At 61.2% G+C, this 24,315-nt stretch carries 23 protein-coding genes; 8 read left to right on the forward strand and 15 right to left on the reverse strand.

Features of this window, described 5'->3' with window-relative positions; genetic code table 11:
- Positions 1-104 precede the first annotated feature (104 nt).
- Entirely contained in the window at positions 105-851 is a 747-nt protein-coding gene (locus KVG87_RS05190; protein ID WP_076564470.1) for an NRDE family protein, read from the forward strand.
- A gap of 122 nt (positions 852-973) precedes the next feature.
- Here the strand turns inward: KVG87_RS05190 and ptsP are convergent, their stop codons facing one another.
- Entirely contained in the window at positions 974-3,253 is a 2,280-nt protein-coding gene (gene ptsP / locus KVG87_RS05195; RefSeq protein ID WP_041476855.1) for a phosphoenolpyruvate--protein phosphotransferase, read from the reverse strand.
- Between the two features lie 22 nt (positions 3,254-3,275).
- Entirely contained in the window at positions 3,276-3,755 is a 480-nt protein-coding gene (locus tag KVG87_RS05200) for an RNA pyrophosphohydrolase (RefSeq protein ID WP_003229203.1), read from the reverse strand.
- A 143-nt stretch (positions 3,756-3,898) separates the two neighbouring features.
- On the opposite strand from KVG87_RS05200, the gene KVG87_RS05205 reads away from it, so the two are divergent.
- Positions 3,899-4,555, forward strand: coding sequence for a histidinol-phosphatase (locus tag KVG87_RS05205; RefSeq protein WP_041476856.1), 657 nt, complete (start codon positions 3,899-3,901; stop codon positions 4,553-4,555).
- Between the two features lie 105 nt (positions 4,556-4,660).
- Here KVG87_RS05205 and KVG87_RS05210 read toward each other — a convergent pair whose 3' ends face one another.
- Both KVG87_RS05210 and ilvA read right to left on the reverse strand, forming a co-directional pair.
- Positions 4,661-5,074, reverse strand: a complete 414-nt coding sequence (locus tag KVG87_RS05210; protein ID WP_076564472.1) for a DUF2269 family protein — start codon at positions 5,072-5,074, stop codon at positions 4,661-4,663.
- A gap of 41 nt (positions 5,075-5,115) precedes the next feature.
- Positions 5,116-6,630 (reverse strand): threonine ammonia-lyase, biosynthetic, encoded by a 1,515-nt coding sequence (gene ilvA, locus KVG87_RS05215; protein WP_071172186.1) that lies wholly within the window; start codon positions 6,628-6,630, stop codon positions 5,116-5,118.
- Between the two features lie 317 nt (positions 6,631-6,947).
- Between ilvA and rpiA the strand changes: the two genes are divergently transcribed.
- A complete protein-coding gene (gene rpiA / locus KVG87_RS05220) occupies positions 6,948-7,622 on the forward strand; it encodes a ribose-5-phosphate isomerase RpiA (protein WP_007913886.1) in 675 nt (224 codons plus the stop codon).
- A 142-nt stretch (positions 7,623-7,764) separates the two neighbouring features.
- On the opposite strand, the gene KVG87_RS05225 is transcribed toward rpiA, so the two are convergent.
- From KVG87_RS05225 to KVG87_RS05240, 4 genes are all read right to left on the reverse strand, one after another.
- Positions 7,765-8,682 carry an SdiA-regulated domain-containing protein gene (locus KVG87_RS05225; protein ID WP_056786260.1) on the reverse strand — a complete coding sequence of 306 codons (918 nt, stop codon included), beginning with the start codon at positions 8,680-8,682 and terminating at the stop codon, positions 7,765-7,767.
- 117 nt (positions 8,683-8,799) lie between these two features.
- Entirely contained in the window at positions 8,800-9,723 is a 924-nt protein-coding gene (locus KVG87_RS05230) for an SdiA-regulated domain-containing protein (RefSeq protein ID WP_217849630.1), read from the reverse strand.
- 292 nt (positions 9,724-10,015) lie between these two features.
- Positions 10,016-10,681: a fumarylacetoacetate hydrolase family protein gene (locus KVG87_RS05235; protein WP_024014705.1), complete on the reverse strand. Its 666-nt coding sequence runs from the start codon at positions 10,679-10,681 to the stop codon at positions 10,016-10,018.
- 41 nt (positions 10,682-10,722) lie between these two features.
- Positions 10,723-12,117: a D-2-hydroxyglutarate dehydrogenase gene (locus tag KVG87_RS05240; protein WP_217849632.1), complete on the reverse strand. Its 1,395-nt coding sequence runs from the start codon at positions 12,115-12,117 to the stop codon at positions 10,723-10,725.
- A gap of 205 nt (positions 12,118-12,322) precedes the next feature.
- Here KVG87_RS05240 and serA point away from each other — a divergent pair, with 205 nt between their 5' ends.
- Positions 12,323-13,552 carry a phosphoglycerate dehydrogenase gene (gene serA / locus KVG87_RS05245; protein ID WP_024014707.1) on the forward strand — a complete coding sequence of 410 codons (1,230 nt, stop codon included), beginning with the start codon at positions 12,323-12,325 and terminating at the stop codon, positions 13,550-13,552.
- 119 nt (positions 13,553-13,671) lie between these two features.
- Here the strand turns inward: serA and KVG87_RS05250 are convergent, their stop codons facing one another.
- The gene (locus KVG87_RS05250; protein ID WP_217849634.1) at positions 13,672-14,097 is read right to left on the reverse strand and encodes a DUF4399 domain-containing protein; all 426 of its coding nucleotides are present in this window, start codon (positions 14,095-14,097) and stop codon (positions 13,672-13,674) included.
- Between the two features lie 135 nt (positions 14,098-14,232).
- On the opposite strand from KVG87_RS05250, the gene KVG87_RS05255 reads away from it, so the two are divergent.
- Positions 14,233-14,802, forward strand: a complete 570-nt coding sequence (locus KVG87_RS05255) for a transporter substrate-binding domain-containing protein (protein ID WP_076564476.1) — start codon at positions 14,233-14,235, stop codon at positions 14,800-14,802.
- Positions 14,803-14,919: 117 nt separating this feature from the next.
- Here KVG87_RS05255 and KVG87_RS05260 read toward each other — a convergent pair whose 3' ends face one another.
- A complete protein-coding gene (locus tag KVG87_RS05260) occupies positions 14,920-15,405 on the reverse strand; it encodes a 2-thiouracil desulfurase family protein (protein ID WP_076564477.1) in 486 nt (161 codons plus the stop codon).
- A 2-nt stretch (positions 15,406-15,407) separates the two neighbouring features.
- A complete protein-coding gene (locus tag KVG87_RS05265; RefSeq protein ID WP_076564478.1) occupies positions 15,408-16,040 on the reverse strand; it encodes a 2OG-Fe(II) oxygenase in 633 nt (210 codons plus the stop codon).
- A 108-nt stretch (positions 16,041-16,148) separates the two neighbouring features.
- Between KVG87_RS05265 and KVG87_RS05270 the strand changes: the two genes are divergently transcribed.
- Positions 16,149-16,880 carry a DUF2059 domain-containing protein gene (locus KVG87_RS05270; protein ID WP_024014712.1) on the forward strand — a complete coding sequence of 244 codons (732 nt, stop codon included), beginning with the start codon at positions 16,149-16,151 and terminating at the stop codon, positions 16,878-16,880.
- A 132-nt stretch (positions 16,881-17,012) separates the two neighbouring features.
- Here the strand turns inward: KVG87_RS05270 and bipL are convergent, their stop codons facing one another.
- Positions 17,013-17,960, reverse strand: a complete 948-nt coding sequence (bipL, locus tag KVG87_RS05275; RefSeq protein ID WP_217849637.1) for a phospholipase BipL — start codon at positions 17,958-17,960, stop codon at positions 17,013-17,015.
- A 99-nt stretch (positions 17,961-18,059) separates the two neighbouring features.
- On the opposite strand from bipL, the gene KVG87_RS05280 reads away from it, so the two are divergent.
- A complete protein-coding gene (locus KVG87_RS05280) occupies positions 18,060-18,638 on the forward strand; it encodes a DUF6436 domain-containing protein (RefSeq protein WP_056786241.1) in 579 nt (192 codons plus the stop codon).
- Between the two features lie 102 nt (positions 18,639-18,740).
- Entirely contained in the window at positions 18,741-21,152 is a 2,412-nt protein-coding gene (locus tag KVG87_RS05285; protein ID WP_217849639.1) for a penicillin acylase family protein, read from the forward strand.
- A 200-nt stretch (positions 21,153-21,352) separates the two neighbouring features.
- Here the strand turns inward: KVG87_RS05285 and KVG87_RS05290 are convergent, their stop codons facing one another.
- From KVG87_RS05290 to KVG87_RS05300, 3 genes are read right to left on the reverse strand one after another with little or no spacing between them, the layout of a single operon-like run.
- Positions 21,353-22,243, reverse strand: coding sequence for an ABC transporter permease subunit (locus KVG87_RS05290; RefSeq protein ID WP_217849641.1), 891 nt, complete (start codon positions 22,241-22,243; stop codon positions 21,353-21,355).
- Complete coding sequence (locus tag KVG87_RS05295; RefSeq protein ID WP_217849941.1) at positions 22,240-23,121, reverse strand: ABC transporter permease subunit; 882 nt, start codon at positions 23,119-23,121, stop codon at positions 22,240-22,242. Before KVG87_RS05295 ends, KVG87_RS05290 begins: the two co-directional genes overlap by 4 nt.
- A gap of 35 nt (positions 23,122-23,156) precedes the next feature.
- Entirely contained in the window at positions 23,157-24,299 is a 1,143-nt protein-coding gene (locus KVG87_RS05300) for an ABC transporter ATP-binding protein (RefSeq protein WP_016772662.1), read from the reverse strand.
- Positions 24,300-24,315 lie beyond the last annotated feature (16 nt).

Here is a 24,315-nt window from a genome sequence, read left to right on the forward strand (position 1 = left end):
ACAGGAGCGGCATGTTAACGGATGCGCAGCGTTCTGCTCCACTGGCGATGGATGCACGGACGCCGGATGCGTAGAGTGGGCAAAAAACACACAAGGACCACCTTATGTGCCTGATCGTTTTCGCTTGGCGCCCGGGCCATGCCCAGCCGCTGATCGTCGCGGCCAACCGCGACGAATTCTACGCCCGCCCCAGCCTGCCATTGGCGCCGTGGCCCGAGGCGCCGCATGTGCATGCCGGGCGTGATCTTGAAGCTGGCGGCACGTGGCTGGGGATCGGCGCCAACGGACGCTTCGCCGCGCTGACCAATATCCGCGATCCACAGCAGCCATCGGCAACCAAATCCCGGGGCGAGCTGGTGGCGCGCTTTCTTGCGGGTGATCTGTCGATTGACGATTATTTGAGCGATGTGGTGGGTCGTGCCGCCGAATACGCCGGGTTCAATCTGCTGCTGGGCAATGCCCATGAGTTGTGGCACTTCAATGCGCGGGCGTCAGAGCCGGTGATGTTGCAGCCCGGGGTTTATGGTTTATCCAACGCGGGGCTGGATACGCCCTGGCCGAAACTGCTCAAGGCCAAGGCTGCGTTGAGCGCGGTGCTGGATGATCCGCAGCCGGAGCGCTTGTTGACCTTGCTCAGCGATGCGCAGACCGCACCCGAGGCCGAGTTGCCCGATACCGGGGTGGGCATGGCGACGGAGTCGTTGTTGTCGAGTGTGTTTATTGCCAGCCAGAGCTATGGGACCCGAGCGAGTACAGCGTTGATCGTGCGAGCGGACGGTACGCGGCGGATGGTAGAGCGCAGCTTTGGGCCGTACGGTGGGCATTTGGGCGAGGTGGAGATTGTGGTTTAGCGGTGCCTGAACTGGCGCCTTCGCGAGCAGGCTCGCTCCCACATGGGTTTCGTGATCGATACGAATCCCTGTGGGAGCGAGCCTGCTCCGGGCGGCGTTCCGACGAAGAGGGCATCAGCCTTTTAGAGAGCCTTGGTCACCACCGGCGAATTCATCTTCGCCAACCCGAGATTCTTCAGCGCCAGTTGCAGCGAGCTGTGGATAACCTGCGGGTTATCGATCTTCATCAATTCCGCCAGCATCTCCTGGGCCTTGCTCAGGTTCACCTGGCGCAACATCCACTTCACCTTCGGCAGGTTGGTGGCGTTCATCGACAAGCTGTCGAAACCCATCGCCATCAACAGCACCGCCGCCGCCGGATCACCGGCCATCTCGCCGCAGATACTCACCGGTTTGCCTTCGGCGTGGGCGTCAGTGACCACGGTTTGCAGGGCTTGCAGCACCGCAGGGTGCAAATAGTCGTAAAGGTCGGCGACGCGCGGGTTGTTGCGGTCGACCGCCAGCAGGTACTGGGTCAGGTCGTTGGAGCCGACGGAGAGGAAGTCGACCATCCGCGCCAGTTCCTTGGTCTGGTACACCGCTGCCGGGATTTCGATCATCACGCCGATCGGCGGCATCGGCACGTCGGTGCCTTCGTCGCGCACTTCGCCCCAGGCACGGTGGATCAGGTGCAGGGCTTCTTCGAGTTCGTGAGTGCCGGAGATCATCGGCAGCAGAATCCGCAGGTTGTTCAGGCCTTCGCTGGCCTTGAGCATCGCGCGGGTCTGCACGAGGAAGATTTCCGGGTGGTCGAGGGTGACGCGGATACCGCGCCAGCCGAGGAACGGGTTGTCTTCCTTGATCGGGAAGTACGACAGCGACTTGTCACCGCCGATGTCGAGGCTGCGCATGGTCACCGGTTGCGGGTGGAACGCGGCGAGCTGTTCGCGGTAGATCGCCAGTTGTTCCTTCTCGCTCGGGAAGCGCTGGTTGATCATGAACGGCACTTCAGTGCGGTACAGACCGACCCCTTCGGCGCCACGCTTCTGCGCCCGCGCCACATCGGCGAGCAGGCCGGTGTTGACCCAAAGCGGCATGCGGTGGCCATCAAGGGTCACGCACGGCAGGTCGCGCAGGGTGTCGAGGCCCAGCGCCAGTTGTTTCTCTTCTTCGACGACTTCGGCGAACTGCTTGCGCAGTACTTCGCTGGGGTTGGTGTAGACCTCGCCACGGGTGCCGTCGACGATCATTTCGATGCCGTCGACCTTGGCGTACGGCAGGTCGACCAGGCCCATCACCGTCGGAATGCCCATGGCCCGGGCCAGAATCGCGACGTGAGAGTTACCCGAACCGAGTACCGAAACCAGACCGACCAGCGTGCCTTCCGGCACCTCGCCGAGCATCGCCGGCGTCAGCTCTTCGCTGACCAGAATGGTTTTTTCCGGGTAGACCAGGTTCTGCTGGCGCTCTTCCTGCAGATAGGCGAGCAGACGGCGGCCAAGGTCTTTGACGTCCGAAGCACGCTCGCGCAGGTAGGCGTCGTCCATCAGTTCGAAACGGTTGACGTGCTCAGTGACCACCTGACGCAGCGCGCCCTGAGCCCACTGCCCCGTCTTGATCACGGTGGTGATTTCGCTGCCCAGCGAGGCATCGTCGAGCATCATCAGGTAGACGTCGAACAGCGCGCGTTCTTCCGGGCGCAGCTGGGTCGCCAGTTTGGCGGACAAGGCGCGCATGTCGGCGCGCACGCCTTCGATGGCGGTCTTGAACAGCGCCAGCTCAGCGTCGATGTCGGTGATGGTCTTGTCCGGCACCACGTCCAGGTCCGCCGGCGGCAGCATGACCACGGCGGTACCGACGGCAGCACCCGGCGAACCCGGTACGCCGACGAACTTGGCTTCCTGAATGCCCTTGCCCTGCCGGCCCAGACCACGGATCGAACCGGTGGCCTCGGCGTGGGCGATCACGCCGGCAAGCTGCGCGCTCATGGTCACGAGGAAGGCTTCTTCACCTTCGTCGAACTGGCGGCGTTCTTTCTGCTGGATGACCAACACGCCGACGACGCGGCGGTGGTGAATGATCGGTGCACCGAGGAACGAGGCGTAACGCTCTTCACCGGTTTCGGCGAAGTAGCGATAACGCGGGTGGACCGAAGCGTTCTCGAGGTTCAGGGGTTCTTCACGCGTGCCGACCAGACCGACCAGACCCTCGTTGGGGGCCATGCTGACCTTGCCGATCGAGCGCTTGTTCAAGCCTTCGGTGGCCATCAGGACGAAGCGATTGGTTTCCGGATCAAGCAGGTAGACCGAGCAGACCTGGCTGCCCATGGCCTCTTTGACGCGCAACACAATAATCCCCAACGCCGCCTTGAGATCCTTGGCGGAGTTAACTTCCTGGACGATCTTGCGCAGCGTATTGAGCATGGCTCGGGGTCGAACTCCGTCGTCAGTCGCGCGCTAAAAGGCGCGGGGCAAGCTCTTTGAGAGCGCGTCGATACACCTCGCGCTTGAATGTCACCACCTGGCCCAACGGATACCAATAGCTGACCCAGCGCCAGCCATCGAACTCCGGTTTACCGGTCAGATCCATCCGCACCCGCTGCTCGTTGGAGATCAGGCGCAGGAGAAACCATTTCTGTTTCTGGCCGATGCACAGCGGTTGGCTGTGGGTACGCACCAGGCGTTGCGGCAAACGATAGCGCAACCAGCCTCGGGTACAGGCCAGTATTTCAACATCTTCACGTTCCAGGCCAACTTCTTCGTTCAGCTCGCGGTACAAGGCGTCTTCCGGCGTCTCCTCGGGGTTGATCCCCCCTTGCGGAAACTGCCAAGCGTCCTGATTGATACGGCGAGCCCATAGCACCTGGCCGGCGTCATTCGTCAGAATGATCCCGACATTGGGGCGGAAACCATCGGGGTCGATCACGGCAACAACCTCGCAAACGCATGTCGCCGCATTGTTCCACAAAGCTTGATCAGGCGGCAACGAAGGTTCCTACCTTATGTGCACTCTTGTGAAAAGACCGTATTCTTGTCGCCTTTTTACTGACTTTTCAGCGGGTAACTGCAATGCGCCTGGCTTTATTCGATTTGGACAACACCCTTCTGGGCGGCGACAGCGATCACGCCTGGGGCGATTATCTGTGCGAGCGCGGCTTCCTCGACCCGATCGCCTACAAGGCGCGCAACGACGAGTTCTATCAGGATTACCTGGCCGGCAAGCTGGACAACGCCGCCTACCTGAACTTCTGCCTGGAAATTCTCGGCCGCACGGAAATGGCCGTGCTTGAGCAATGGCACAGCGATTACATGCGCGACTGCATCGAGCCGATCGTGCTGCCCAAGGCACTGGAGCTGCTGAAAAAACACCGCGATGCCGGCGACAAACTGGTGATCATCACCGCCACCAACCGCTTCGTCACCGCGCCGATCGCCGTGCGCCTGGGCGTGGAAACGCTGATCGCCACCGAATGCGAAATGATCGACGGCCGCTACAGCGGGCGCAGCACCGACATTCCGTGTTTCCGTGAAGGCAAGGTCACGCGCCTCAATCGCTGGCTGGAAGAGACCGGCTATTCGCTTGAGGACAGCTATTTCTATAGCGATTCGATGAATGATCTGCCGCTGCTGGAGCAGGTGGCGAATCCGGTGGCGGTGGACCCGGATCCGAATCTGCGGGCCGAGGCCGAGAAGCGTGGCTGGCCGGTGATTTCGTTGCGCGACTGATATCGCCTTCGCGAGCAGGCTCGCTCCCACATTGGACCTGTGTCATTCACAAATCCCCTGTGGGAGCGAGCCTGCTCGCGAATGGCCGCAACCGGGCCTCAAGCCTTAAACCGGCTTCGCCCCCATCAACGCCGCTATGGCGACAAATCCGACGCCGCTGACAATCGCCAGGGCCAGATTGAACTTGCGATTGCCCACCCCGCTTGTCCACAGCCGATCCAGCCGGACCAGCAGCCAGACCGCACTGAATGTGGCCACGGCGTAGATCACGCTGGATCCCAGAATCCACAATTGGCCCAATGGCCAGCCAACCAGATGCACCAGCCACCAGCCGGTGAAAGGCATGCTGAGCATGCCGATCAGCATCAGACACCAGATGAACAGCCAGGGACGGCGCATCGTACTGGCCGGGCCTTCGCTGCGATTACGCCAGGTCAGGGCGGCGAGCCCCAGCCCGCTCGCGAGGATGACCACGGTCGCCGCGACGTGAAGGACTTTCAGGGTGGTCAGGGTTTCCATGTCGTTCTCTTCCGTAGATCCATGCCCATCAGCGTAGCCGCTTAGCCAAGAAACAGCTGATAGGCCGGGTTGTCGCTTTCATCCCAATACGGGTAGCCGATTTCCGCCAGTGCCGCCGGCACCAGATGACGTTCGTCATGGGGCACTTGCAGGCCGGCGACCACGCGGCCGTCCGCTGCGCCGTGGTTGCGGTAGTGGAACATCGAGATATTCCAGCGCCCGCCGAGCTTGTTGAGGAAGTTGAACAAGGCGCCCGGACGCTCCGGGAACTCGAAACGCAGCACCACTTCATCGACCACCTGCGCCGCGCGGCCACCGACCATGTGGCGGATGTGCAGCTTGGCCAGTTCGTTGTCGGTCAGGTCGATGACCGGGAAACCCTGCTCGGTCAGGCTCGCCAGCAAGGCGCTGCGCGGGTCGTTGTCCGGGTGAGTCTGCACGCCAACAAAGATGTGCGCTTCGCTGCCGGTGTTGTAGCGGTAATTGAATTCAGTGATCTGGCGCTTGCCGATGGCTTCGCAGAACGCTTTGAAGCTGCCGGCCTTCTCGGGAATGGTCACGGCGATGATCGCTTCGCGACCCTCGCCCAGCTCGGCGCGCTCGGCGACGTGGCGCAAACGGTCGAAGTTGACGTTGGCGCCGGAGTCGATGGCGACGAAAGTCTGGCCGCTGACGCCACGCTGCTCGACGTACTTCTTGATCCCGGCCACGCCCAATGCGCCCGCAGGCTCGGTGATTGAGCGAGTATCGTCGTAGATATCCTTGATTGCTGCGCAGATCTCGTCGGTGCTGACAGTAATCACTTCGTCGACGTAATCCTTGCAGATCTCGAAGGTGTACTGGCCGATCTGCGCCACCGCCACGCCGTCGGCGAAGATGCCGACGGTCGGCAGAACCACGCGTTCGCCCGCTGCCATTGCCGCTTGCAGGCAGTTGGAATCGTCCGGCTCGACGCCAATTACCTTGATGTCCGGACGCAGGTATTTCACGTACGCCGCGATACCGGCGATCAGGCCGCCACCGCCGACCGGGACGAAGATCGCGTCCAGCGGCTGCGGGTGCTGACGCAGGATTTCCATGGCCACGGTGCCCTGCCCGGCAATGGTGTGCGGATCGTCGTACGGGTGGATGTAGACGTAGCCTTTTTCGTCGACCAGTTTCAGCGAGTAAGCCAGCGCTTCCGGGAACGAGTCACCGTGCAGCACCACTTTGCCGCCGCGCGAACGCACGCCTTCGACTTTGATTTCCGGGGTGGTCTTGGGCATGACGATGGTGGCTTTGACGCCCAACACTTTCGCCGCCAGAGCCAGACCCTGCGCATGATTGCCCGCCGACGCGGTGACCACGCCGCGGGCGCGCTCTTCGTCGCTCAGTTGCGTCAGCTTGTTGTAGGCGCCGCGAATCTTGAACGAGAACACTGGCTGCAAGTCTTCACGCTTGAGCCAGATGTCATTGCCCAGCCGCTCGGAGAGCTGGCGGGCGTTCTGCAGCGGGGTTTCTACGGCAACGTCATAAACGCGCGAGGTGAGGATCTTTTTGACGTACTGTTCGAGCATCGGAAAGCATCACTGGCGATTGGGCGGGACCAGCGAGTCTAACCCGCCTTTTGCCGAGGCGACCACACTAAACAGGTGGTTTTAAGGTCTGGGAACCCTTTCTTGAGTGAGCACTGTCGTGGCGAGGGGATTTATCCCCGTTGGAGTGCGAAGCGCTCCCCAGCATTTTTTCAGTTACACCGCGTTCCAAGGTCTTACGACGACTGCGTCGCCGAACGGGGATAAATCCCCTCACCACAGCTTGTTTCCCCCTCTACCACCGCGAGGCCTATAATGCCGGCCTTTCTGCCCAACCCTTGCCCGCTTCCGGAGCCCGCATGACCCAGGATCAACTCAAACAGGCCGTGGCCCAGGCCGCCGTCGACTTCATCCTGCCGAAACTCGACGACAAGAGCATCGTCGGCGTCGGCACCGGCTCCACCGCCAATTGCTTCATCGACGCCCTGGCCCAGCACAAGGGCGCGTTCGATGGCGCGGTCGCCAGCTCCGAAGCCACCGCCGCGCGCCTCAAGGGCCATGGGATTCCGGTGTATGAGCTGAATACCGTCAGCGATCTGGAGTTCTACGTCGACGGCGCCGATGAGAGCGATGCGCACCTGAACCTGATCAAGGGCGGCGGCGCGGCCCTGACCCGCGAGAAGATTGTCGCCGCAGTGGCCAAGACCTTCATCTGCATCGCCGACGCCAGCAAACTGGTGCCGGTACTCGGCGAGTTCCCGCTGCCGGTAGAAGTGATCCCGATGGCCCGCAGCCACGTGGCCCGCCAACTGGTGAAACTCGGTGGCGACCCGGTGTACCGCGAAGGCGTGCTGACCGACAACGGCAACATCATCCTCGACGTGTTCAACCTGCAGATCACCAACCCGGTGGAGCTGGAAGCACAGATCAATGCCATCGTCGGCGTGGTCACCAACGGCCTGTTCGCCGCGCGCCCGGCGGATCTGTTGTTGCTGGGCACCAGTGAGGGTGTGAAGACGCTGAAGGCTGAGTAACAGACTGCCCACTTGCCATGGGCTGATAAATAACCTGTGGGAGCGAGCCTGCTCGCGAAAGCGTCGGGTCAGTCAACATATTCAGAGACTGATCAACCGCCTTCGCGAGCAGGCTCGCTCCCACAGTGTTTTGTGATGTCAGTTAGTTTGGTGTGGGTTTTTTGAATACGTAAAACAGATTCGGCTCGCTCACCAGGTACAACGTGCCGTCATCATCCATTGCAATTCCCTCCGCCTGCGGCACGGTTTTCTGCAAACCCTGACGCCCGCCGCTGATCGACATGGTGCTCAACGGGCGCCCGTCGACATCCAGCTCGATGATCAACCGCGACTCGTCCGACAGCGCCAGCAAGTGCCCGCTGCGCTCGTCGTACTGCAGACTCGAAAGATCACGCACAAACATCCCGGCATCGCGCTTGGGGTTGTTGATCACGTGCACCGCGTAGGTCTTGTCCGGTTTGAAATGCGGGAAGCCGTGGACTTCGTAGATCAGCATCGGGTCGCGTTCTTTCGCCACGAACAGCCGCTTGCCCACAGAATCATAAGCAAGCCCTTCGAAACCCTTGTTGCCGGACATGTGCACGCCAAGGGTCATTTGCTCGGCATCCTCGGCATCGAGAAAAGTGGTGTCGGCCTCGAGGTGAATCTTGATCAGGCGTTGCTGACGCTCGTCGGTGATCACGTAGGTGTCGGCACTGATGTACTCGACGGCTTCCGGATCGCCAAACCCCACGAGAGCGATGCGCCGCAGAATCTTGCCTTCCAGGGACAATTCGACCAGTTCGGAATTCTTGTTGGTGACCGTGAACAGACTTTTGCGCACCGGATCGTAGGTCAGCGCCGAGACGTCATCGTCGAGCCCCTCGATCGGCCGCGCCTCGATCGTCACCCGATACTGGTCGAGCCCGATCGCCTCGCTGCTCACCGGTTGCCACAGCGTGTGCAGGTTGAACCAGGCGCGCTCGAACAGACGCAGGTATTGGCCGATCGCGATCAACGCAATCAGGACAATCATCAACAGGACGAGAATCAGCGGTTTGGGGCGGGCAAGTCGACGCATTCAGGCAGGCTCGGATTCATGACAGGCCGATGAAATATCACGCCCGTCTGAATTGAAGCTTAATGGCCACTTGCCTCGCACGACAACTGCGCAATTCCGCAATTGCTGTAGGGAAAGTTACCGATGTTTTTCGAATCGGTAGAACAGGTTCGGCTCGCTGACCATGTACAGCGTGCCGTCCTCATCCATGGTCATGCCTTCGGCGCGGGGAATGGTGTCTTTCAGACCGTTGAAATTCCCAAGCAACGTCATGAAGCTGACTTGCTTGCCATCCTCGTCGAGTTCAAGCAACAGATGTGAATCCGCCGACAGCACCAGCAGATGGCCAGTGCGCGGATCGACAGCCAGCGCCGACAGGTTGCGCAGATCCAGCTGATCGCTGGCCAGTTTCTGCTTGTCGCCCTGCAGGGTCTGGCCGCCATCGCTTTTCCAGGTGAACAGCGCTGGCGGGCGCTCCTCACCCAGAATCAGTTGCTGATTGCGCCGGTCCCAGGTGATGGCCTCAAAAGCCTTGTTCTGGTCTTTCGACGGCCCAAGGTCGTACTTCGGAAAATCAGCAATGTTCAGCTCCCGAGTCGCGGCATCGACCTTGACGATCGACAACGTATGCTCACGCTCATCGACAATGGCCAGCAAACCGTTTTCCATGACCGTCAAGCCTTCCGGATTGCTCCACCCCACCAGCGGCATCTTGCGCAACACGTCGCCCTCAAGCGTCAGCTCGACCAGGAAGGCATTCTTGCCCATCACCGCAAACAGGGTCTTGGTCTGCGGGTTGTAGGCCAGGTCCGAGGCTTCGTCTTTCTCCATCCCCGGCAGCAGCTTGGCATCAATCACCACTTGGTAATCCGGCAGCCACACGCTCTCCTTCTGCTCAGCCTTGCTCTCGAAGCGCTCCAGCACCCATAGCACGCCGCGATCATCCCAATGCATGGCGAACGCCAGCCCATAGGCTGCGGCGATGACCAGCAACAGCCAGACATACCAGCGCAGGACGAAGCGCGAACGGGAGGGGGATTTCTGCTGAGTTCGAGATGCCATCGAGGGATGCGTTCCGTTAATTCAGGCCAAGGGTAATAGCACAAAGAGGCCGGCTGAGACGCCAGAATCGCGGGAATTATCCAGAGAGGATGTGAAAAAAACGGGAAATGGCGGGATTGGCGTGTGCATTTTGCCAGCAGCAACACATTACAGATATGGAATGGCCCTTGTGGCGAGGGGATTTATCCCCGTTGGCGCGCGAAGCGGGCCCAAAAATCTTGGGCCTGCTGCGCAGTCCAACGGGGATAAATCCCCTCACCACAAAGCTCACCCCCTGCAAGGGGTTCTGCGGTTAGCGCACGCTGCTGCTGAAGCTGCTCGCCCCCGGCAGTTCGAGGACGATTTCATCGCCGACGTTCAGCGGGCCGACGCCCACTGGCGTGCCGGTGAGGATCACGTCGCCGGCCTGCAGCGAGAAGCAGCCGGCCATGTGCTGGATCATCGGCACGATCGGGTTGAGCATCGCGCTGCTGTTGCCGTCCTGGCGCACTTCGCCGTTGATGGTCAGGCGGATGCCGATGTCGGTCAGGTCAGCGAAGGTGCTGCCGACCACGAACGGCGCGATCACCGCCGCGCCGTCGAACGACTTGGCGATTTCCCACGGCAGGCCCTTGGCTTTCAGCTCGGCCTGCTTGTCGCGCAGGGTCAGGTCCAGCGCCGGGGCGAAACCGGAGATCGCATCAAGGACTTCTTCACGGCTTGGTTTGGTCGACAGCGGCTTGCCGATCAACACGGCGATTTCCGCTTCGTAGTGCACCGAACCGCGCTCGGTCGGAATGCTGAACCCGCCTTCCAGCGGCACCACGCAACTGCCCGGCTTGATGAACAGCAGCGGCTCGGTCGGCACCGGATTGTCCAGTTCCTTGGCGTGTTCGGCGTAATTGCGGCCAATGCACACGACTTTCCCGATCGGGAAGTGAATGCGCGTGCCGTCGACGTACTGGTGCTGATAGCTCATTTACCGACTCCTGCCTTTATTGATTCAACAGAGATTACCGATCAAACCGGGAAAATCTTGCCCGGGTTCATGATGCCGTTCGGGTCGAACACTGCCTTGACCGCTTTCATGTACTCGATCTCGGCCGGCGAGCGGCTGTAGGTCAGGTAATCACGCTTGGTCATGCCCACGCCGTGCTCGGCCGAGATCGAGCCGTTGTATTTCTCGACGGTTTCGAACACCCACTTGTTGACGGTGGCGCACTTGGCGAAGAACTCGTCCCTGCTCAGATTTTCCGGCTTGAGGATGTTCAGGTGCAGATTGCCGTCGCCGATGTGGCCGAACCAGACGATTTCGAAATCCGGGTAGTGCTCGCCAACGATCGCGTCGATTTCGCGCAGGAACGCCGGCACTTTCGAGACGGTAACCGAGATGTCGTTCTTGTACGGCGTCCAGTGGGAGATGGTTTCGGAGATGTACTCGCGCAGCTTCCACAGATTGTGCAGCTGGGTTTCGCTCTGGCTCATCACGCCGTCGAGCACCCAGCCCTGTTCTACGCAGTGTTCGAAGGTTTCCAGCGCGCTGTTGGCCACTTCTTCGGTAGTCGCTTCGAATTCCAGCAGGGCGTAGAACGGGCACTCGGTCTCGAACGGCGCCGGCACGTCACCACGGCCCATGACCTTGGCCAGGGCCTTGTCGGAGAAGAATTCGAACGCGGTCAGGTCGAGCTTGCCCTGAAAGGCATGCAGCACCGGCATGATCGAATCGAAATCGGCGGTGCCGAGGACCATCGCCGTGAGGTTTTTCGGCGCGCGATCGAGGCGCATGGTCGCTTCGACGACAAAACCGAGCGTACCTTCGGCGCCGATAAACAGCTGACGCAGGTCGTAACCGGTGGCGTTCTTGATCAGGTCCTTGTTCAGTTCGAGCACATCGCCCTTGCCGGTGACGACCTTCATGCCGGCCACCCAGTTGCGGGTCATGCCGTAGCGAATCACTTTGATGCCGCCGGCATTGGTGCCGATGTTGCCGCCAATCTGGCTGGAACCCGCCGAGGCGAAGTCGACCGGATAGTACAGGCCGTTTTCCTCGGCGACGTTCTGCAGATGCTCAGTGACCACACCCGGCTGGCACACGGCGGTGCGGTCGGTGAGGTTGACGTCGAGAATCTGGTTCATGTAATCGAACGAAACCACCACTTCGCCATTGGCCGCCACCGCAGCGGCGGACAACCCGGTGCGCCCGCCGGACGGCACCAGCGCGACCTTGTGGGTGTTGGCCCAACGCACCACGGCCTGCACTTGCTCGATGGTTTTGGGAAACACGATGGCGCTCGGTGCCGGGGCGAAGTGTTTGGTCCAATCCTTGCCGTAAGTGCTCAGGGAGTCGGCGTCGGTGAGGACTTTGCCAGGCTCAACCAGGGTCTTCAGTTCATCAATCAGCGCAGGATTGGTCATCGACAGAACTCTCGAACAATTCATGGTCATCCTGAGAACGCTTCACGTCGCAGGAATGAGTGTTTAGCGGGGTGGCTATGCTAGCATACCGACCCCGCAGGACAGTGCCCAAGGCCAGATCCGCGGTGACGGCTTTGTTGCCGTGCGGGTCAGCTCCAGGCTGCTCCCTCCCTGCCATTTTTCTCCGGGATACAGGTTTACGCAGATGAGCAAGACTTCTCTCGATAAGAGCAAGATCAAGTTCCTTCTTCTCGAAGGCGTCCACCAATCGGCTGTCGACGTCCTCAAGGCGGCGGGCTACACCAGCATCGAATACCTGACTGGTTCCTTGCCGGAAGCCCAGCTCAAGGAAAAGATCGCTGACGCTCACTTCATCGGCATTCGCTCGCGCACGCAACTGACCGAAGAGATCTTCGATCACGCGAAGAAACTGGTCGCGGTCGGCTGTTTCTGCATCGGCACCAACCAGGTTGACCTCAGTGCGGCCCGCGAGCGCGGTATTGCCGTGTTCAACGCGCCGTACTCCAACACCCGTTCCGTAGCCGAGCTGGTACTGGCCGAAGCGATCCTGCTGCTGCGCGGCATCCCTGAGAAGAATGCATCCTGCCACCGTGGCGGCTGGATCAAGTCCGCCGCCAACTCGTTCGAGATCCGTGGCAAGAAGCTGGGCATTGTCGGCTACGGCTCGATCGGCACGCAGTTGTCGGTGCTGGCTGAAGGCCTGGGCATGCAGGTGTTCTTCTATGACACCGTGACCAAGCTGCCACTGGGCAACGCTACGCAGGTCAACAACCTGCACGAGCTGCTGGGCATGTCCGACATCGTCACCCTGCACGTACCGGAAACCGCCGCCACTCAGTGGATGATCGGCGAGAAGGAAATCCGCGCCATCAAGAAGGGCGGCATTCTGATCAACGCCGCGCGCGGCACCGTGGTCGAGCTCGACGCCCTGGCGGACGCGATCAAGGACAAGCACCTGATCGGCGCGGCCATCGACGTGTTCCCGGTGGAACCACGCTCCAACGATGAAGAGTTCGAAAGCCCGCTGCGTGGCCTCGACAACGTGATCCTGACCCCGCACATCGGTGGCTCGACCGCCGAAGCGCAAGCCAACATCGGTCTGGAAGTGGCAGAGAAACTGGTCAAGTACAGCGACAACGGTACTTCGGTGTCGTCGGTCAACTTCCCGGAAGTGGCCCTGCCGGCTCACCCTGGCAAGCACCGCCTGCTGCACATCCACGAGAACATCCCGGGTGTGATGAGCGAGATCAACAAGGTCTTCGCCGAAAACGGCATCAACATCTCCGGTCAGTTCCTGCAGACCAACGAGAAGGTCGGTTACGTGGTGATCGACGTCGACGCCGAATACTCGGAGCTGGCGCAAGAGAAGCTGCAACACGTCAACGGTACTATCCGTAGCCGCGTGCTTTTCTAAAAGCAGCTACAAGCTGCAAGTTACAAGCGGTAAGTGAAAGCGCTTTGCCTTTACTTGCCGCTTGCAGGTAGCCACTTGAAGCTGAATAAAAAAGGGAGCCCCCGAAAGGCTCCCTTTTTTTATTTCACGTTGACCGTGATTTTTTCCGAAACGATCGATGGGTCGAACGGCATGTGGCCGCTGTCGCCGAGGATCAGTTGCAAGGTGTGCTTGCCGGGGGCCAGTTTGATCGTGGCTTCGGTCTGCGCCTTGCCGAAATGCATGTGGTGCGCGTCAGTCGGGATCGGCGCGCCTTCGGCCGGCAGGTCGTCGACGTCGATCAGCAGGTGATGGTGGCCGGTGTTCTTGGTGGTGTCACCCGCCGGGGCCAGCGCGATGTTCTTGACGCCGAACTTGACCTTGAATTCCTGCGAGACGGTGGCGCCGTCCTCGGGAGAAACGATGAACACTTCAGCATCCTTCGGCGCCGGTGTCGCCGCACTGGCCAGCACCGAAACACTCATCAGCACACCGGCCAACGCTGCACGAGACATAAAGCTTTTCATTTTCTTCTCCAGTTTTTCCGTAAAATCCGCACGGTCATGACAACTTCATGACCATTCGTTGTCGAAGGCACTCGACAACCATAGCAAAGCGAGCCTGAATCAGAGCGTCGCGATAATGATTTCAAAGGAGTGACCATGCGCTTGCTGCCTGGCCTGATCTGCCTGCTACCCCTTCTGAGCCCGCTGGCTCACGCCGAACTGATTGATGACGTCAACGACCGTGGCGAGCTGCGCATAGCCCTTGAGGCTAATACACCGCCCTTCAATTACAAGGAGGGCGACACCCTCACGGGGTTCGAGGTCGAGCTTGGGCAACTGATCGCCAACGAGCTGGATGTACGCGCCGACTTCATCGTCACCGACGAGGGCGACCTGCTCCAGGGCGTTGAAAGCGGCAAATACGATGTCGCGCTCAACCACATAGCACTGACACCCGAACTCAAGGATCGTTTCGACTTCAGCGAGCCGTACGGCCAGGTCGACGGGCAATTGCTGGCGAAGAAGGACGAGACGCCGCGGCCGATGGTGCTGGTGCAGGCGTTGACCGAAGCGAAGCCGAAAGCGGCAGCGCCGGTCGAGCTGGCGATCCCGTTTCAGAAGGGTAATCCGGCATTTCAGGCCAGCCTCAAGAGCGCGCTGCAGCGGATCAAAGACGACGGACGCCTAGCGGCGCTGTCGAAGAAGTGGTTCACCGAAACCAAGTGAACATAAAACCTGTAGGAGTGAGCCTGCTCGCGATAGCGGTTCGTCAGTCGAGTAATCATTAACTGACCCACCGCTATCGCGAGCAGGCTCACTCCTACATAAGATTGCGGCGGTCTCTTAGATAAGTGCTGCCAGGGCCTGCGCGGCTTGCGGCAGCTCAAGCTCACTGAAAACCCGAACCCCATGACGCTTGAGCAACGCCGCCGTCACCCCTTCGCCATTGACCTTGACCCCACTGAACGTGCCGTCATACGTCAACAGATTCCCGCAAGACGGACTGTTGGCCTTGAGCACCGCCACCCGAATGCCGTGCTTTTGCACCAGCTCCAGCGCTTGCCGCGCGCCCTCGAGAAATTGCGCACTGACATCCTCGCCATCGGTAGTGATCACAGCAGCAGTGCCATCCAGCACCTCACCGCCCTGCCCGCCGGGAATCTCCGCCGCCGCCCTCGGCGTCGGCAATCCACCGGCCACCTCCGGACACAACGGCACTACCCGCCCTTCTTCGATCCACTGCTCAAGCAGATCAAACGGCCCGCTCGCGCCACCGTCATAGCGCACGCGATGGCCCAGCAGGCAGCGACTGACCAGGATCTTTTCCATGTTCAGAACGGCTCGTTGCCACGGCGACGGAACCAGCCAGTCAGCGACAGGCGCTCGCGATGGGCCGGCAACACTTCGTGGGGCACTTCGCCGGAGAGAAACACCACCAGACAGCCGCCGGTCGGCTGTACGTCATGCACACGTTCTTCGCCCAGGTACATGCGCAACTGGCCACCGTCCTCCGGCAACCAGGCCTCGTTGAGGTAGATCACCGCCGAGACCATGCGCCGGTCATCATCGCGAAAGCGGTCGAGGTGCTTGAGGTAAAACGCGCCGGGCGGGTACAGGGCGAAATGGCATTCGAAATCTTCAAGCCCCAGAAACAAGCCACGATTGAGCGCCTCGCGCAGACTGTCCATCAGGCTCAGGTAGCGGTCAGTGGCGTCGGCCTGACCCGGGTCGATCCACTGGATGTGATCGCCGCGAATACCCTCGCGAATCTCCGAAAACGGCCCGCGTCCGACCGCCGCCGGCGCCAGCTCACCCTCGGCTTCACGTTTACGGCACTCGGCCGCCAGCGCCCGGGTCAGATCGGCGGGCAGGAAGATGTTCTGCTGCGACCAGCCGTGCTCGGCCAGGTCGTCGACAATGCGTAACAGCAGCGGGTGTTCAGAGGATATCGGCATGGCGCGCATAGTATGCCGACGGCAACAAATCCGACAGAGCCACGCAGCGCCTTGCTACGAATTCTCGACAAGTACCGGCACCGCACGGACAATAGTCCGCTGCTGACAGGAGTCCCTATGCGCCGTTTGCTTTTTTCACTGTTGATGTTCTGCGTATTGCCCGCCTGGGCGGACGGCCACGATCAGTTGTACAAGGTCGCCGGCTGGCCAGAACAACGCGCGCATTTCAACGATGCCCTGAGCGCCGCCCAGCAGCGCTATCAGAACAGCCTGCCGCCTGCGGTATTTCAGGCGCTGGTCAACAACAGCAATCAACGCTTTGCCGCGCAGGCCATGGATCAGCGTGCCGAAGCGCAACTGCGGCAGAAACTCGCCGACCCGAAACCGGCGCTGACCTTCTTCCAGTCACCACTGGGCAAGAAAATCGTCGCCGCCGAATTGCTCGCAACCCGTCGCGATCAACTGGCAAAAAATGCCCAGGGCCTGCCGAAGATGCAGGCCAGCGACAGTCGCTTGCTGATCATCGGCCATCTCGCCCAGGCCCTGCCGGCCCGTGAGGCTGGCGCCGAGGTCAGCCTGGCGATTGCCGGCGTGGCAGCGGACAGCTTGAGTTCGATGATTCCGGGATTGCTTGGCGGTGGACAGGCACAGGGCATGCTGAATGGTCAGCGCCAGCGGCTGATGGATCAGATCGGCGCCGATCTGAACAACACGTTGCTCTACGTCTATCGCGATTTGTCGGATGAAGAGCTGGAAGAGTTTGCGACGTTTGCCGAGTCGACCGAGGGCAAGGCTTACTACCAGGCGGCACTGGCGGCGATTCGGGCGGGGTTGGCGGTCGGCCAATAATCTTCGTTGCCTGAAAGATCGCATTCGCGAGCAGGCTCGCTCCCACATTGGATCATCAGTGGACACAAAATGTGTGAGCATCCCGAATTCCCTGTGGGAGCGAGCCTGCTCGCGAAGAGACCCGCACAGCCGCTACAGATTCCTGCCCCTGATCCGCTTGCTCAAAAATTCGAAATACTCCTCACGCATCTCCGCCGTTTCATTGGCCAGGTGATGCCGTGCCTCGGCCAGCAGCAGAATCTGCGGCCGGTCGAACTTCCATTTCAACACCTGCAGATTGTGCTGCCAGTCGACAGTCATGTCCGCCTGCCCCTGAATGATCAGCGGCCGTCGCGGACTTTTTTTTGCGTGCTCGACGCGGATGATCCAGCGCGACAGCGCGCCCACCCATTTCGTTGGCAGGCGCCTTGGCTGTAACGGATCGGCCTGCAGAAACGGCAGAAAATCCGGATCGTTGGAATTCTCGCTAAAGCGTCGCACCACGCCGCGCACAAACGGCCGCAGCAGGTAATAACTCAACTGCGACCAGCCCCACGCCCTTGGCCTTACCAATGGCGCCAGCAGAATCACCTGCCCTTGCGCTGGACTGTTCTCGCCATGGTTGAGCAGGTGATCGACGACAATCGCGCCACCGGTGCTCTGCCCGCACAAATGCCAAGGCTGCGGCAGCGCGATCGAGTTCGCTTCAGCGAACAGCGCCTGCAACACGTCCTGGTATTCAGAGAAATCACGAATGCTTGCCCGTGGCCCGCTCGACAGACCATGGCCCGGCAAATCGCAGGCGATCACGGCGAAATCCTGATCCAGCGCCCACTCGATCACATGCCGGTACAGGCCGATGTGATCGTAGTAACCATGCAGCAGAAACAGCGTCGACTTGACCTTCTCCGGCCACCAGCAATGGCTGACCAGCTCGTAGCCATCGACTTCGAAACGACCCATGCCGCGCCAGACATCGCGCTCGGCGAAGTCGGTCTTGTAGAAGCGCTGATAAGCCTTCGCCTCATCCGATAACGGCTGCCACTCGGCCAATGGCTTGAGGCTCGCGCGTAAATGATCGGGGTCGAAAGTATCAGGCATGCGGACATTCCAAAGCGGTAAACGGACTTTATCGGCCTGCGATATTCATCTGTAGAGGCAGACATGGCAAGCTAGCCGGCCTTTCGAGGATCGAAAACCATGCGCTCGCCCTACCGCACCGCACTGTTCGCCAGCCTGCTCGCGCTGATCTGCGCCGGGGTGCTGTGGGCGGCGTATGACTGGTTTCAGGGCCGCTATCTGCGCGCGTTCAGCGAACATACGGCGGTATTTTCCGGTGACCCGCTGCGCCTGCCGGACAACCTCGCCGGGCCGGGCAATATCCGCCTGGTGCACTTCTGGGACCCGGCCTGTCCGTGCAATGTCGGCAATCAACAGCACCTGAGCGAGATGGTCGAACAGTTCGGCGCGCGTGGCGTGGAGTTCTTCGCCGTGCAAAAGCCCGGCAGCCACGGCCAGTTGCCCGCCACCCTCGCCAGCCTGAAAACCATCATCGTCCTGCCCGGCGCCGAACAGATCCCCGCCAGCCCTGCCGTGGCGATCTGGGATCGCAGCGGCAAACTCGCCTACTTCGGCCCGTACAGCGAAGGCTTGACCTGCAACTCCAGCAACAGCTTTATCGAACCGATCCTGCATGCCCTGACGGAAGATCGCCCGGTCAATGCTACCCACACCTTGGCGGTGGGTTGTTATTGCCCATGGCCGGCGGACGCGAAGTAAGGCATTCCGGACTTTTCAAGGACAGCGCTGCACCGCACAGATGCTCTGTGCTAAATGTTTGCAGCCCGACGGGCGGCCTTCCCGCCTGCACAAGGAGTCACCATGAAGCGTGCGTTGATCGTCGTTGCCTTGCTCATCGTTGTCCTGCTCGGCGCCGCCGGCGGGTATATCTACAGCAAGCAGCCGACGCGCCAGGGCCAGGTCGAGCTGCGCAACCTGCAGGGCTCGGTGACCGTGCGCTATGACGAGCGCGGTGTGCCGCATATCCGCGCCGAGAACGAAACCGACCTCTATCGCGCCCTCGGTTATGTGCACGCGCAGGACCGCCTGTTCCAGATGGAAGCCATGCGCCGCCTCGCCCGGGGCGAGCTGGCCGAAGTGCTCGGGCCGAAACTGCTCGACACCGACAAACTGTTTCGCAGCCTGCGCATTCGCGAGCGTGCGGCCAGTTACGTCGCCAGCCTCGACAAGCAGTCGCCGGCGTGGAAGGGCCTGCAAGCCTATCTGGACGGCATCAACCAATATCAGGACAGCCACGCCGCGCCGATCGAGTTCGACGTGCTGGGCATCCCCAAACGGCCGTTCACTGCCGAAGACAGCATCAGCGTCGCCGGTTATATGGCCTATAGCTTTGCCGCCGCATTTCGCACCGAGCCGCTGCTGACCTACGTGCGCGATCAGCTCGGCGCCGATTACCTCAATGTGTTCGATCTCGACTGGCAGGCCAAAGGCGTTCTGGCCACCGATCACACCCGGCACGCACCGGCCCTCGCCGCCGGCGACTGGCAGGACCTCACCGCCCTCGCCCGCCTCAGCGAACAGGCGCTGCTCGACAACGGCCTGCCGCAGTTTGAGGGCAGCAACGCCTGGGTGATTGCCGGCAGCCGCAGCCAGAGTGGCAAGCCGTTGCTGGCCGGCGATCCGCATATCCGTTTCTCGGTGCCGTCGGTATGGTACGAGGCGCAGCTGTCGGCGCCGGGTTTCGAGCTGTACGGCCATCATCAGGCGCTGGTGCCGTTCGCGTTTCTGGGACACAACCTCGATTTCGGCTGGAGCCTGACCATGTTCCAGAACGACGATCTCGACCTGATCGCCGAGAAGGTCAACCCGGACAACCCCAATCAAGTCTGGTATCGCGGTCAGTGGACCGAGATGCTCGTCAGCGAACAACAGATCAATGTGAAGGGGCAGGCGCCGGTGACCCTCACCTTGCGCCAGTCCCCGCACGGCCCCATCGTCAACGATGCCCTCGGCAGCGCTGCCGGCAAGACCCCGATCGCGATGTGGTGGGCGTTCCTCGAAACACCTAACCCGATCCTCGACGGCTTCTACCAGCTCAACCGCGCCGACACGTTGGCCAAGGCCCGCGCGGCAGCGGCCAAGGTGCAGGCGCCGGGCCTGAATCTGGTGTACGCCAACGCCAAAGGCGATATCGCCTGGTGGGCCTCGGCCTTGCTGCCCAAACGTCCGGCCGGGGTGCAACCGGGCTTCATCCTCGACGGCAGCACGCCCGAGGCGGACAAGGACGGCTACTACCCGTTCAGCGCCAACCCGCAGGAAGAGAACCCGGCGCGCGGCTATATCGTCTCGGCCAACTTCCAGCCCGTGTCGCCGACCGGCATGGAGATTCCCGGTTATTACAACCTTGCCGATCGCGGTCAGCAGCTTGACCGTCAGCTCAGCGACAACCGGGTGAAGTGGAGCAACGAGGCCAACCAGCAACTGCAACTGGGCACGGCGACCGGTTACGGCCCGCGTCTGTTGGCGCCACTGTTGCCGGTGTTGCGTGAGGTGGTCAGTGATTCGGCGCAGCTCAAACTGGTCGAGCAACTGGCGCAGTGGCCCGGCGACTATCCGCTGAATTCGATCAGCGCGACGGTGTTCAACCAATTCCTCTACGACCTTGCCGATGCGGCGATGCGCGATGAGTTGGGCAACGACTTCTTCGAAACACTGCTGTCGACGCGGGTGATCGACTCCGCGCTGCCACGCCTGGCGGCCAAGGCGGATTCACCGTGGTGGGACAATCGCAGCACGCCGGCCAAAGAAACCCGCGCCGATGTCGTGCGCACGGCGTGGGCGGCAAGCATGGCGCATCTGAAACTGACCCTCGGCGACAACGTGGCGGGCTGGCAGTGGGGCGCGGCGCACACCCTGACTCACGGCCATCCGCTGGGGCAGCAGAAGCCGCTGGATCGCCTGTTCAACGTCGGCCCGTTCGCAGCGCCGGGCAGCCACGAAGTGCCGAACAACCTCTCGGCGAAGATCGGCCCGGCGCCATGGCCGGTGACCTATGGACCGTCGACGCGGCGTCTGGTGGATTTCGCCGATCCGGTGCATGGCTTGACGATCAACCCGGTCGGCCAGAGCGGCGTGCCGCTGGACAAACACTATGACGATCAGGCCGAGGCGTATGTGGAGGGGATATATGTGCAGGCGCATTTCAGCGAGGAAGAGGTGCTGGCGAATACGCGCAGTACGTTGAAGCTGCTGCCTGCGCGGGTTGCGCCATAAATCCCGGCTGGATTGGCAGGCCCCTTCGCGAGCAGGCTCGCTCCCACAGGAGATTGCATTCCAAATGTGGGAGCGAGCCTGCTCGCGAAAGCCCTGTGTCAGCCGACATCCGAGTCGACTGACATTCCGTCTTCGCGAGCAGGCTCGCTCCCACATTTACAACCGGGTTGGCCTCAGGGTTGAGGCCAACCTGATATTGCTTAGGCCGCCTCCGGCGCAGGCGCGCGGCGTGCGTCCGGTTGCTTCCACGAATCAGCCGCGCTTTCTTCGATGGCTTGCTGGATGGCTTTCTTGCGGGCTTCTTCGGCGCGGCGGCTGAAGAACCAGACGAGGAAGGTCACCAGCGACACCGCCAGCAGAATCAGGCTGGCCACGGCGTTGATCTCTGGCTTCACGCCCAGGCGCACCGCCGAGAACACTTCCATCGGCAGGGTCGTCGAACCCGGGCCGGACACGAAGCTCGCCAGCACCAGGTCATCCAGCGACAGCGCGAACGACATCATCCCGCCCGCCGCCAGCGACGGCGCGATCATCGGGATGGTGATCAGGAAGAACACCTTCCACGGCCGTGCACCCAGGTCCATCGCCGCCTCTTCGATCGACAGGTCCAGCTCACGCAAGCGCGCTGACACCACCACCGCCACATACGCCGCGCAGAACGTGGTGTGGGCGATCCAGATGGTGACGATGCCGCGCTCCTGCGGCCAGCCGATCATCTGCGCCATGGCCACGAACAGCAGCAACAGCGACAGACCGGTGATCACTTCCGGCATCACCAGTGGTGCAGTCACCAGGCCGCCGAACAGCGTACGGCCCTTGAAGCGGGTGATACGGGTCAGCACGAACGCTGCCAGGGTACCCAGTGCCACCGCAGCAACCGCGGTGTAGCAGGCGATTTCCAGCGAGCGCAGCACCGAGCCCATCAGTTGCGAGTTGTCGAGCAGGCCGACGTACCACTTGATCGACCAGCCGCCCCACACCGTCACCAGTTTCGAGGCGTTGAACGAGTAGATGACCAGGATCAGCATCGGCAGATAGATGAACAGCAGACCCAGTACCAGCATCAGGCTGGAGAAACGGAAGCGCTTCATTCTTTACCCTCCATTTCCTTGGCCTGACTCCGGTTGAACAGAATGATCGGCACAATCAGGATCGCCAGCATCACCACCGCCAAGGCGGACGCCACCGGCCAGTCGCGGTTGTTGAAGAACTCTTGCCACAACACCTTACCGATCATCAGGGTTTCCGGGCCGCCGAGCAGTTCCGGGATCACGAACTCGCCGACCACAGGAATGAATACCAGCATGCAGCCGGCGATGATGCCGTTCTTGGACAATGGAATGGTGATCTTCCAGAAGCTGTTGAACGTGCTCGAACCCAGATCGGACGCGGCTTCCAGCAGACTCTGATCGTGTTTGACCAGGTTGGCGTACAGCGGCAGGATCATGAACGGCAGGTACGAATAGACAATCCCGATGTACACCGCCAGGTTGGTGTTGAGGATCTGCAGCGGCTCGTCGATCAGGCCCATGCTCATCAGGAACCCGTTGAGCAGGCCGTTGTTGCTGAGGATGCCCATCCACGCGTAGACGCGGATCAGGATCGCCGTCCAGGTCGGCATCATGATCAGCAGTACCAGCACCGTTTGCAGCTCTTTCCGGGCAGTGGCGATGGCATAGGCCATCGGGTAACCGATCAGCAGGCAGAGCACGGTGCTGATAAAGGCCATTTTCAGCGAACCGAGGTACGCCGCGATGTACAACTCGTCGCCGGCCAGCAACGCGTAGTTGCCCAGGTTCAACAGCAGCTGCAGCTTCTGCTCGGCGTAGGTGTGATCTCGGTGGCACGGCGGGATCGCCACGTCGGCTTCGGCGAAGCTGATCTTCAGAACGATGAAGAACGGCAGCATGAAGAACAGGAACAGCCAGATGAACGGCACCCCGATGACCAGCTGCCGGCCATTGGGGATGATTCGGTTTATACGGCGTTTGAATTTGCGCATGTTCATGAGCGAAGTACCACGCCGCTATCGTCTTCCCACCACACGTAGACCTGATCGCCCCAGGTCGGACGCGCGCCGCGACGTTCGGCGTTGGCGACGAACGACTGCACCAGTTTGCCGCTCGGCAATTCGACGTAGAACACCGAGTGTCCGCCCAGATAAGCGATGTCGTGGACCTTGCCGCTCGACCAGTTGTACTCGCAGGTCGGCATGTCGGCGGTGACCAGCAGTTTTTCCGGGCGAATCGCGTAGGTGACCGACTTGTCCTGCACCGAGGTGCTGATGCCGTGGCCGACGTAGATCTGCCGGTCGAGGTCCTTGCAGGTGATGGTCGCGTGGCCTTCGGCGTCGTCGATCACTTCGCCTTCGAAGATGTTGACGTTGCCGATGAATTCGCAGACCAGACGGCTGGTCGGGGTTTCGTAGATGTCGATCGGGCTACCGATCTGCGCGATCCAACCGAGGTGCATGATCGCGATGCGCTCGGCCATGGTCATGGCCTCTTCCTGGTCGTGGGTCACCATCACGCAGGTCACGCCGACGCGCTCGATGATTTCCACCAGTTCCAGTTGCATCTGCGAACGCAGTTTCTTGTCCAGTGCACCCATCGGTTCGTCGAGCAGCAACAACTTCGGGCGCTTGGCCAGCGAGCGGGCCAGGGCCACGCGCTGACGCTGACCGCCGGACAGTTGATGCGGCTTGCGCTTGGCGTACTGGCTCATCTGCACCAGCTTGAGCATCTCGGCCACGCGGGCGTCGATTTCAGCCTTGGGAATCTTGTCCTGCTGCAGGCCGAAGGCGATGTTCTGCGCCACGGTCATGTGCGGGAACAAAGCGTAAGACTGGAACATCATGTTGATCGGACGGTCGTACGGCGGCATGTCGGTGATGTCGACGCCGTCGAGGAAAATCCGCCCTTCCGTGGGCCGTTCGAAGCCTGCAAGCATCCGTAGCAAGGTGGATTTGCCCGATCCCGAACCGCCGAGCAGAGCAAAAATTTCGCCCTTCTTGATTTCCAGGGACACGTCGTCCACGGCAATCGTCTCGTCGAACTTCTTCGTGACCCGGTCGATTTTGACCAGCACCTGTTTCGGTGTCTGGTCGCCCTCGAGGGCTTTCTTGTAGGCGCCGGAGGCAACTGCCATTTACGAAACTCCCAAC

This window comes from Pseudomonas siliginis (assembly GCF_019145195.1).
GTDB classification, from domain to species: domain Bacteria; phylum Pseudomonadota; class Gammaproteobacteria; order Pseudomonadales; family Pseudomonadaceae; genus Aquipseudomonas; species Aquipseudomonas siliginis.